Annotated in this window: 8 protein-coding genes and 2 pseudogenes; 6 read left to right on the top strand and 4 right to left on the bottom strand. The window is 66.9% G+C overall.

Features of this window, described 5'->3' with window-relative positions:
• The first annotated feature begins 50 nt into the window (after positions 1-50).
• The 5 genes and pseudogenes from CG471_RS27495 to CG471_RS27475 all read left to right on the top strand — a co-directional run bounded on the left by CG471_RS27495 (position 51) and on the right by CG471_RS27475 (position 6,623).
• Positions 51-2,386, top strand: a pseudogene (locus CG471_RS27495) (ATP-dependent RNA helicase).
• Between the two features lie 56 nt (positions 2,387-2,442).
• Entirely contained in the window at positions 2,443-2,721 is a 279-nt protein-coding gene (locus CG471_RS27490) for an ETC complex I subunit (protein ID WP_004207936.1), read from the top strand.
• Positions 2,722-2,885: 164 nt separating this feature from the next.
• The gene (locus CG471_RS27485; RefSeq protein WP_099234411.1) at positions 2,886-3,131 is read left to right on the top strand and encodes an acyl carrier protein; all 246 of its coding nucleotides are present in this window, start codon (positions 2,886-2,888) and stop codon (positions 3,129-3,131) included.
• A gap of 145 nt (positions 3,132-3,276) precedes the next feature.
• On the top strand, positions 3,277-4,509 hold the full coding sequence (locus tag CG471_RS27480) for an aminotransferase class I/II-fold pyridoxal phosphate-dependent enzyme (protein ID WP_004207938.1): 1,233 nt from the start codon (positions 3,277-3,279) through the stop codon (positions 4,507-4,509).
• A 122-nt stretch (positions 4,510-4,631) separates the two neighbouring features.
• Entirely contained in the window at positions 4,632-6,623 is a 1,992-nt protein-coding gene (locus CG471_RS27475) for an ATP-binding protein (protein ID WP_099234410.1), read from the top strand.
• Here CG471_RS27475 and CG471_RS27470 read toward each other — a convergent pair.
• Positions 6,580-7,461: a hypothetical protein gene (locus CG471_RS27470; protein ID WP_099234409.1), complete on the bottom strand. Its 882-nt coding sequence runs from the start codon at positions 7,459-7,461 to the stop codon at positions 6,580-6,582. The two genes, CG471_RS27475 and CG471_RS27470, sit on opposite strands and share 44 nt — an antisense overlap.
• Before the next feature lie 112 nt (positions 7,462-7,573).
• On the opposite strand from CG471_RS27470, the gene CG471_RS30375 reads away from it, so the two are divergent.
• Positions 7,574-7,882 carry a hypothetical protein gene (locus CG471_RS30375; protein ID WP_143560291.1) on the top strand — a complete coding sequence of 103 codons (309 nt, stop codon included), beginning with the start codon at positions 7,574-7,576 and terminating at the stop codon, positions 7,880-7,882.
• Positions 7,883-7,937: 55 nt separating this feature from the next.
• On the opposite strand, the gene CG471_RS27465 is transcribed toward CG471_RS30375, so the two are convergent.
• The 3 genes and pseudogenes from CG471_RS27465 to CG471_RS27455 all read right to left on the bottom strand — a co-directional run.
• Entirely contained in the window at positions 7,938-8,573 is a 636-nt protein-coding gene (locus tag CG471_RS27465) for a DUF938 domain-containing protein (protein ID WP_099234408.1), read from the bottom strand.
• A 5-nt stretch (positions 8,574-8,578) separates the two neighbouring features.
• The gene (locus CG471_RS27460; RefSeq protein WP_099234407.1) at positions 8,579-9,109 is read right to left on the bottom strand and encodes a CcdC protein domain-containing protein; all 531 of its coding nucleotides are present in this window, start codon (positions 9,107-9,109) and stop codon (positions 8,579-8,581) included.
• 72 nt (positions 9,110-9,181) lie between these two features.
• Positions 9,182-9,976: pseudogene (locus CG471_RS27455) on the bottom strand (aminomethyl-transferring glycine dehydrogenase subunit GcvPB); the annotation flags it as partial.

Below are 9,976 nucleotides of genomic sequence, written 5' to 3'. Positions count from 1 at the left end.
CCGCCGACACGCCGGCCAGTTCGGGATCATCCTGGATGCGACGGACGAAAATGCCCTCGGTCAGCACCAGTAGCCGCGTCTTCGCGCTGACCTTGCTGTCCATCCGCGTGGGCAGCAATGCGGTGCTGGTGGCGCCGCCGGGCGCGGGCAAGACGACGGCGGTGGCGCCGGCGCTGCTCGACCAGCCTTGGTGCGAGGGGCAGGTGCTGCTGCTGTCGCCGCGCCGCCTTGCCGCGCGGGCAGCGGCCGAGCGGATTGCCGAAATGCTGGGCGAACAGCCCGGCGGCACGGTCGGCTATGCCACGCGGATGGACAGCAAGGTCAGCGCGAAGACGCGGCTACTGGTGCTGACCGAGGGCATTTTCGTCCGTCGCATCCAGGATGATCCCGAACTGGCCGGCGTGTCGGCGGTGCTGTTCGATGAAGTGCATGAGCGCAGCCTGGACAGCGATTTCGGCCTGGCGCTGGCGCTCGACGCGCAGGCGGCGCTGCGCCCGGACCTGCGCATCCTGCCGATGTCGGCCACGCTCGACGGGGCGCGTTTCTCCACCCTGCTCGATGGCGCGCCGGTGATCGAGAGCGAGGGCAAGATCCAGCCGCTGGCGTTGCGTCCTATCGGCCGCCATGCCGAAAAGCGGATCGAGGATGAGATGGCGGCCGCCATCCGCCGCGCGCTGGAGGAGGAGGCGGAGGGCGACCTGCTCGCCTTCCTGCCCGGCGTCCGGGAAATCGAGCGCACCGCCGAACGGATCGAGGGTGGCGCGTTCGAGGTCCACATGTTGCACGGCAGCCTGGAACCGGCGGCCCAGCGCGCCGCCATCCGTCCCTCCCGCGAGGGGCGGCGCAAGGTGATCCTCGCCACCTCGATCGCAGCCAGGCGTCGGCGACCCAGCGTGCCGGCCGTGCCGCGCGCCAGCGGCCGGGTGTCGCCTATCGCCTGTGGGAAGCGGCAGCGACGGCGGGCATGCCACCCTTCGACCCGCCCGAAATATTGGAAAGCGATCTTTCCAGCCTGCTGCTCGACTGCGCGCTGTGGGGCGTGAGCGATCCGGCCAGCCTGCGCTGGCTCGACGCGCCACCCGCCGCCGCCGTGGCCGAGGCGCGCAAGCGACTGACCGCCCTGGAGGCGCTCGACGCCGACGGCCGCATCACCCCCCATGGCAAGGCGCTCGCCACCCTGCCGCTAGCGCCGCGCATCGCCCATATGCTGGTGCGCGCCGGTGAGCGCGGCCTCGCCCGCACAGCCGCCGAGATCGCGGTCCTGCTGGGCGAACGCGGCCTGGGCGGGCAGGATACCGACCTCACCCTGCGGCTCCAGCGCTGGCGGCGCGAGGGCGGCAAGCGGGCCGAAGCAGGACGCGGCCTCGCCAAGCGCTGGGCCAGGCTGGTCGATGCCCGGTCGCCCGCAGAAAGCGGACTGCACGATGTCGGCCTCTGCCTGGCCCTTGCCTTTCCCGATCGCGTCGCCAAGCGCCGCTCCGCCGATGGCGCGGACTGGGCCAGCGTGGGCGGGCGCGGCTTCCGGCTCGATCCGCTCTCGCCGCTGGCCAGCGAAGCATGGCTGGCGGTGGGCGAAGTGCAGGGCAGCGCGGCGGGCGCGCGCATCCTGTCGGCCGCTCCCATCGGCGAGTCGGAGGTGATCGCCTTGTTCGGCGAGCGCATCGCCGAGCATCGCACGGTAAAATTCCGCGCTGCCAATGGTGGGATCGAGGCACTGCGCGAGCGTCGACTGGGCGCGGTGCGCCTGTCTTCCGGCTCCGACGACCGGCCCGACCCCGATGCCGTGGTCGCCGCGCTGGTCGATGGCGTGCGGCAGGGCGGCCTTGCCCTCCTCCCCTGGTCGGAAGCCGCACAATCGCTGCGGATGCGGGCGGACTTTGCCGGGATCGAGGCGCTGTCGGACAGCGCGCTGATCGACACGCTGGACGAATGGTTGCCGCCGCTGCTGGCGGGCAAGCGCCGCCTGTCCGACATCGACCGCTCGCAGCTATCGGGCGTCCTTGAAACGCTGATCGGCTGGGACGGCAAGCAGCAGCTCGACCGGCTCGCTCCGCCCGATTTCCGGTCACCCGCCGGCTCCACCCATGCGATCGACTATGCGGCCGAGGGCGGCCCGCGCGTGGAATTGCGGGTGCAGGCGCTGTTCGGCCTGTCGCAGCATCCGACCGTCGGCAACCAGCGCATCCCGCTGGTCCTCTCGCTCACCTCGCCGGCCGGCCGGCCGATCCAGACGACGCGCGACCTGCCCGGATTCTGGGCCGGCAACTGGCGCGACGTGGCCAAGGAAATGCGCGGCCGCTATCCCCGCCACCCCTGGCCCGACGATCCGGCAAGCGCCAATGCCACATTGCGCACCAAAAATGCGGACGCGCGCCGGAACTCTTGACTTCACGGCGACCGCTGGTGCAACGCACAATGACGATTTTACGGAGTTTCATCGCGATGACCGCGCGCATTTACCAGATCCAGAAGAACGCCCTCCAGTCCGGCAAGGCGCTGACTCACAAGTGGGTGCTGGAATATGCGCCCGCCGAAGCGAAGAAGGCCGATCCGCTGACCGGCTGGGCCGGCTCGGGCGACACCAAGCAGCAGCTGAAGCTCAGCTTCTCCTCGCAGGACGCTGCCGTCGCCTATGCCGAGCGCGAGAAGATCGCCTACACCGTCATCGCGACCCCGCCCAAGACGCTGAAAATTCAGGCCTACGCCGACAATTTCCGCTGATCCTTCAGCCCGTTCGAGGCTGGAATAGCAGAGCGCGGCGCGACACGGCGCGCCGCGAACAAGGCATTTTGCCCCAGATGCTGCCCGATTGACGCCTTATTCGCTTGCCAAAGAGCGGCGTGCGGCGGCAAAAGCCGTGCTTTCATGGAAAGATTGAAGAGATAATGACCGATCGCAGCGAGATTTTCGACAGCGTCGCAGCGCAGATCGCCTCCTTCAACAAGAAGGGCGTCGACCTGACCGAAGCCACCACCTTTGCCGGCGACCTGGAATGGGACAGCCTGACCGTGATGGATTTCGTCGCCGCCATCGAGGACGAGTTCGACATCATCATCACCATGAACATGCAGGCCGAGATCGAGACCGTGGGCCAACTGGTCGACGCGGTCGCCAAGCTCAAGACCGCCTGAGAATTTTACGCCGTTCGTCCTGAGTAACTGCTGAGCGAAGTCGAAGCAGCGTATCGAAGGATCGGGGACCAGCGCGAAGTGCTTCGATATGGGCCTTCGACAAGCTCAGTCCCTACTCAGCACGAACGGGTTGAGGAACAAGATCATGACCGACGCCGCCATCGCCACCGAAACCCGCGATCTCTTCTCCAAGTTCGATCCGCTGATCAACGAGCGCGAGGCGCTGCTGGCGACGGGCGTGCGCGATCCCTATGCGATCGTCATGGATCAGGTGCTCTCGCCCACGCGCGCGATCATCAAGGGCAAGGAAACCATCCTGCTCGGCACCTATAATTATATGGGCATGACCTTCGACCCCGACGTGGTCGAAGCCGGCAAGAAGGCGCTGGACGAGTTCGGCGCCGGCACCACCGGCAGCCGCGTCCTCAACGGCACCTATCAGGGCCATAAGGAAGTCGAGGACGCGCTCAAGGAGTTCTACGGCACGTCGGGCGCCATGGTCTTTTCGACCGGCTATCAGGCGAACCTGGGCATCATCTCCACCCTCGCGGGCAAGGGCGATTATGTCGTGCTCGACGCCGACAGCCATGCCTCCATCTATGATGGCTGCGCCATGGGCAATGCCGAAATCGTCCGCTTCCGCCACAACAGCGTCGAGGATCTGGACAAGCGCCTGGGCCGTCTGCCCGCCGACGCGCTGAAGCTGGTCGTGCTGGAAGGCGTCTATTCGATGCTGGGCGACGTCGCCCCGCTGCCCGAAATGGTCGCCGCCATCCGCAAGCACCCCAATTGCATGATCCTGTGCGACGAGGCCCATGGCATGGGCTTCTTCGGCCCCAACGGCCGTGGCGCCTATGAGGAACAGGGCGTCGAGGGCGAGATCGACTTCGTCGTCGGCACCTTCTCCAAGTCGGTCGGCACGGTCGGCGGCTTCTGCGTATCGAACCATCCCAAGTTCGAAATCCTGCGCCTCGTCTGCCGGCCCTATGTCTTCACCGCCTCGCTGCCGCCCAGCGTCGTCGCCACCGCCGCGACCAGCATCCGCAAGCTGATGCACGCCGGCGAGAAGCGCGCGCATCTGTGGAAGAACAGCCAGCGCCTGCACCAGGGTCTGACCGACCTCGGCTTCAAGCTGGGCAGCGCCACGCCGCAGTCGGCGATCATCGCCGTCATCCTGACCGACCAGATGCAGGCGGTGGCGATGTGGCAGACGCTGCTGGAACTGGGCCTCTACGTCAACATGGCGCGCCCGCCGGCAACCCCGGCCGGCACCTTCCTGCTGCGCTGCTCGCTGTGCGCCGAACATAGCGACGAGCAGGTCGAACAGATCATCGCCATGTTCGAGACCGCCGGCAAGGCTACCGGCGCGATCAACTGATCGCGCTTTTCGACACTCCGACGATCGACCGGGTATTTCCTGCGATAGAATCTGCTACAGCAGCGGAACCATCTAACCTGCATATTCGCGCGGTTAACATAGTTCGGTTAGTGTAACGGTATATGGCGGAACGCGAAGTGATCGATGAACAGGACCGGGGCTGGCGCGCCGCGGCGCGGCGCCACATGCCCCTGGTCCTTGGCATATTGCTGATCGGATCGCTCGGCGCCCTGCTCTACAGCGCCAGCAGCGCCTCGCGCGATCATCAGCGCGCCCTCGCCGAACAGCAGCGCAGCTGGGAAATCATGGCCCTCGCCCGCGCCTTCGAGGCCAAGACCGCCCGCGCCGAAGTGACGCTGGCCCGCTATGTCATCAGCCTCGATCCCGACACCGGCCGCCTGTTCCAGGACCAGTGGCGCACCGCCGCCAGCCAGCTCAAGTCGCTGACCTATGCCACCCGCAAGTCCGACTGGCAGCGCGGCAATGTCCGCGCGCTCCAGGCCGCCTTCGAACAGCGCGGCAAGACGCTGAGCGAAATCGGCCTGCGCACCACCTATGACCAGAAGATGGGCGCGCTGGCGCAATTCCATCAGGCCGGGCGTTCACAGGATATCAAGCGGCTGACGGCGCTGATCGATCTGGTGATCCAGGCCGAAAATGCGCGGTTGCGCGAACGCAGCCTGGCCGTCAGCCTGGCGGGCGACCGCACCGAACTGGTCGGCAAGACGTCGCGCATGGTCGGCCTCGCTCTGCTGGTCTGCGTGCTGTTCGCGCTGTGGCTGGTCAATGCGGCCTATACCGAACGGCGCAACGCGCGCCGGATGGCGGATATGGAGGCCGAACGCGCCGACCGGCTGGAAGAGGCGGTTTCGGCCCGCACCAGCGAATTGTCGGATGCCTATGAGCAGTTGAAGCGCGAATCCGCCGAACGCGCCGCCGCCGAGGATAATCTGCGCCAGATGCAGAAGATGGACGCGGTCGGCCAGTTGACCGGCGGCATCGCCCATGACTTCAACAATATGCTGGCGGTCGTCGTCGGCGGGCTGGAACTGGCCAAGCGCAAGCTGCGACTGAAACCGGCCGAGGCCGGCCATCATCTCGACAATGCGATGGAGGGCGCCAACCGCGCCGCCGCGCTGACCCGCCGCCTGCTTGCCTTTGCCCGATCCGAACCGCTGCTGCCCAATGCGGTCGATCCCGACAGCCTGCTGCGCGGCATGGCCGATCTGGTCGATCGCACGATCGGTGACCAGATCATCGTCAGCTTCGCCCACAAGGCGAGCGGCTGGCGCATCTTCGTCGACCAGCATCAGATGGAAAACGCCCTCCTCAACCTGTGCGTCAACGCCCGCGACGCGATGGAGGGCCGGGGCAAGCTGACCATCTCGACCGGCCAGGCCCAGCTTGCCGCCAACCAGATCGGCGAATGCCCGGCCGGCGACTATGTCACCGTCAGCGTCACCGACAATGGCTGTGGCATGACGGCCGAGGTCGCCGCCCGCGTGTTCGAGCCCTTCTTCACCACCAAGCCGGTCGGCAAGGGCACCGGGCTTGGCCTCAGCCAGATTTTCGGCTTCGTGCGCCAGAGCCAGGGCGAAATCCGCATCGAATCCGAACTGGGCACCGGCACCAGCGTCCATATTTACCTGCCGCGCCGCATCCTGACCGAACAGGAGGCCGCAGCAGAGGCCCCGGCGAGCGAGCAGCTGCATACGCTCCATCCCCCGACCCGCATCCTGGTGGTGGAGGATGATCCGCGCGTGCTGAACCAGACCATGGCGGCGCTGGCCGAACTCGGTCATCTGCCGATCGCCTGCGACCATCCCAGCAAGGCGGCCAAGCTGCTCAGCAACAATGCCGATATCGGCCTGATCATGAGCGACGTGCTGATGCCCGACATGACCGGGCCGGAAATGATCCGCACCCTGCCCGCCCATATGCGCCATCTGCCGGTGCTGTTCGTCACCGGCTTCACCGGCGACGCGACCGACAGCGACGATTTCCGGGGGCATGAAGTGCTGCGCAAGCCCTACACGCTCAATGCCCTGGGCCTCGCACTCTCGAACGCGCTCAACGGATCGAACCACCCAGGAACAGCCGCGGCAGCAGAGTGACCGCGCCCAGCAGCGGCCAGCGCCGCTGCCAGGGCTTGATCTCGATTGCGGTGCCGGCATGGCGGTTGATCTTCCACGCCAGATAATCGATCCCGCCGGCATAGGTGAAGCTCGCCTTGGCGAGGCGCACCACCGACAGATATTTGCCGCGTCGCTGCAGTCCGCGCCAGACCTTGTCCGCATGGTCGGGCGACGGCGGCAGCCCCTCGGCCAGCGCCGCCGCGCCGAAACGGCGATAGCGGTCGGGATCGGCATCGACGATCGAGAGCGAGCGCCCCGTCTTCTCCGCCCGCAATTCGGCGTTATAGGTGAGGGTAAAGCCGGTCTTCCACAGCAGGGTCGGGTCATTCCCCTGCCCGTCCGCCATCGGCCGGGCGAGCGACAACAGGGTCGGTGCGGCCTGTGCCACCGCCGCCAGCGCGCGCTGCCGCGCCAGATCATCAGCCGTCCACAGCAGCCGCGATGGCTGGGCAAAGCGCGCCCAGACCGAGACATTGTCCGCCTTCATGCTGTTCAGCCGGGCAAAGTCGGCCTCCGACAGCACGGCATATTTGGCGATCAGGCCGCCATGTTCGAACGGAAACACATTGGGCGGGATCGCCCGGTTGGCGCGCGCCAGCCAGCCCTTGCCATAGGCCGCCTCATAATCGGAGACGATCAGGTAGAAATCGAGCATCAGCCCGTCGAGATTGGCCTCGCGCAGGCAGGAGCCGTAGAAGAGCACCGCCCGAGCCGCACCGGGATATTTCGCCGCCAGCGCCCCCGCCATGGCGGCCGCGCGCGGATCGGCCGGCGCGGACAGTTCGGCAGCGACGAGCGAAAGAAGATCATGGGTCATTGCATCGCGCTTTAGAGCCTGAACCGGCGCGGTGGAAGCGGCTTGCGCACCGGGCTAAGAACGATGTCATGCGCCATCGCAAATGCCTTGAACCCAGGCGACGGAGAATGATGTGAGCAATGCAAAGCGCGCGCTGATCGGATGTGGCCTGGTGGCCGGCGCAGTCGCCTGCTTTCTGCTGGGCATGCTGGTTTCGCAGCGCGCAGAGCAAGGACAAGAGTTGCTGCACCCTCCTGCGGCGTCCAAGCCCTCCTCGTCACCGGCAGGCAGACGGGTATATTCGCCCGGGATCGCCGATGATCCCTATGTCGCGCAACAATGGCGGCAATCCGTCGAAATACTCGAACGGCGCTGCCGAGAGGCTCGTGAATTTTGCACCGAAGCCCGGGCCGCAAGGCGGCAATTCAGGGACAGGGAATGATGATCGTTGCACCGCGCACCGCAGCGAGCAGCAAGATCGACTATTCCCAGCCCCGCTAACGCCGACGATAGACCAGCATCAGATTATTGGCCGGCATGGCCACGCGTCGGGCGGGCGCCAGTCCGCATGCTGCCGCCGCCTTGTCGACGTCGGCGACATCCCGAAGCCCCCATTGTGAATTGCGGTCCTTGAGCGAACGGTCGAACGCAAGGTTGGACGGCGCGGTCGGGACACCCTGCTCCAGATAGGGGCCGTAGAGGATCAGCGGTGCGCCAGGCGGCAGCAAGTCGGCGCTGACCCGCAACAGCCCCAGCGTCGCCGTCCAGGGGCTGATATGCACCATGTTGATGCAGAGGATCGCGTCGGCCGCATTGATCGGCCAGTTCGCCGCTGCCGCGTCGAGTAGCAGCGGCACGCGCAGATTGGGCAGACCGGCGTCTCCCCGCAGGGCCGCGATCGAGGCCAGAGCCGCCGGATCGGGATCGGTCGGCTGCCAGTTGAGAGCGGGAAAATTGACAGCGAAGTGGACAGCATGTTCGCCGCTGCCGCTTGCCACCTCCAGCACCAGGCCGGTCGCTGGCAGTTCATCCTGAAGCACAGCGGCAATCGCATCCCGGTTGCGCAGCGTCGCGGGCGCATGGCGGCGCGGGTCGGGTCCGTCCCCCTGCGGCGTCCACGGGCCTTCCGCCATGGCGTTCAGCCCTGCGCCGCGCGGACGGCGCGGGCCTCAACCAACAGCCGCCGCGCGCGCAGGAACATTTCCAGCCGCTGCATCGTCAGCACGCCCAGCGCGAAGGTGACGAGGATGTCGGTGACCAGCATCACCATGCCATGCCCCTGCCCGCCATAGCTGAGCGCCAGCGAACGCGACGCGGCCCGCAGGGCGACGAGCGCGACGATGAACAGCATCGCGGCTGGCGAGGTAGTCTGGTTGAGCGCATGGGTCTGCGGATCGACGCTGATCGCCATCATCCGCCCGCGCGTCCAGCCGAGCGCCCCGCCCGCCAGCAGCGCCAGCGCACACCAGAGCCAGGCGAGGCCATGGGGCGGCACGTTCCAAAGGATGACCGCCGCGACGCAGGCATAGACGGCCGGGATGATCCACAGCGTTTCCAGCCGCAGGCGACGGGCGCGGCCGACCTGCCGCAACCGCCAGGCCATGACCCCGCCGATGATGAGGGCGGTGAGGCCATAGCTGAACCAGGGCGAGGCGGCGTGAATGGTCATGCGAGAATCCTCCGTTTCCCGGTCCATAAAAGAAAGGGCGGTGGAGATCCTCCACCGCCCTTTGCTTTCGGCTTATTCGGCGGCGACCGCCAGATCCGGTTCGGACCAGGTCAGCACCGGCTTGCGCGCGGCCAGCGTCTCGTCGAGGCGACGGCGCGGGGCGTGATAGGGCGCGCCCTTCAGCGCTTCGTCCCCGGCCTTGGCCCGTTCCGCCAGGCTGCGCAGCGCCATGATGAACTGGTCGAGTGCGGCCTTGCTTTCGGTTTCCGTCGGTTCGACCAGCATCGCACCATGGACGACCAGCGGGAAATACATGGTCATCGGGTGGAAGCCTTCGTCGATCAGGCCCTTGGCGATGTCGAGCGTCGTGAAGCCTTCGGCCAGCCCCTTGTCGCTGAACAGCGCCTCATGCATGCACGGGCCGGCCGCACCGAAGGGCGCGTCGAGCACGTCATCCAGGCTGCGCAGGATATAGTTGGCGTTCAGCACCGCGTCGCTCGCGACCTGGCGCAGGCCGTCGGCACCGTGGCTGAGGATATAGGTCAGCGCGCGGGTGAACATGCCCATCTGGCCATGGAAGGCGACCATGCGGCCAAAGGTCTGGGCGTGGTGATCCTCGACCGTTTCCTCTTCGACCAGCACGAACTTGTCGCCCTGCTTTTCGACGAAGGGGAGCGGCGCGAAGGGCGTGAGCGCTTCCGACAACACGACCGGACCCGAACCCGGACCACCGCCGCCATGGGGCGTCGAGAAGGTCTTGTGCAGGTTGATGTGCATCGCGTCGACGCCCAGGTCGCCGGGACGGACCCGGCCGACAATGGCGTTGAAGTTCGCGCCGTCGCAATAGACGAAGGCCCCGGCGGCATG

Source organism: Sphingobium sp. IP1, assembly GCF_002708645.1.
Classification (GTDB): Bacteria; Pseudomonadota; Alphaproteobacteria; order Sphingomonadales; family Sphingomonadaceae; genus Sphingobium; species Sphingobium yanoikuyae.
This window is presented reverse-complemented; position numbering and strand designations above follow the sequence as displayed.

Bases quoted from the DNA above. Each gene is read 5' to 3' on its own strand.
- CG471_RS27485 (WP_099234411.1), top strand. From the start codon at position 2,886: ATGACCGATCGCAGCGAGATTTTCGACAGCGTCGCAGCGCAGATCGCC.
- CG471_RS27490 (WP_004207936.1), top strand. From the start codon at position 2,443: ATGACCGCGCGCATTTACCAGATCCAGAAGAACGCCCTCCAGTCCGGC.
- CG471_RS27470 (WP_099234409.1), bottom strand. From the start codon at position 7,461: ATGACCCATGATCTTCTTTCGCTCGTCGCTGCCGAACTGTCCGCGCCG.
- CG471_RS27480 (WP_004207938.1), top strand. From the start codon at position 3,277: ATGACCGACGCCGCCATCGCCACCGAAACCCGCGATCTCTTCTCCAAG.
- CG471_RS27475 (WP_099234410.1), top strand. From the start codon at position 4,632: ATGGCGGAACGCGAAGTGATCGATGAACAGGACCGGGGCTGGCGCGCC.
- CG471_RS27460 (WP_099234407.1), bottom strand. From the start codon at position 9,109: ATGACCATTCACGCCGCCTCGCCCTGGTTCAGCTATGGCCTCACCGCC.
- CG471_RS27465 (WP_099234408.1), bottom strand. From the start codon at position 8,573: ATGGCGGAAGGCCCGTGGACGCCGCAGGGGGACGGACCCGACCCGCGC.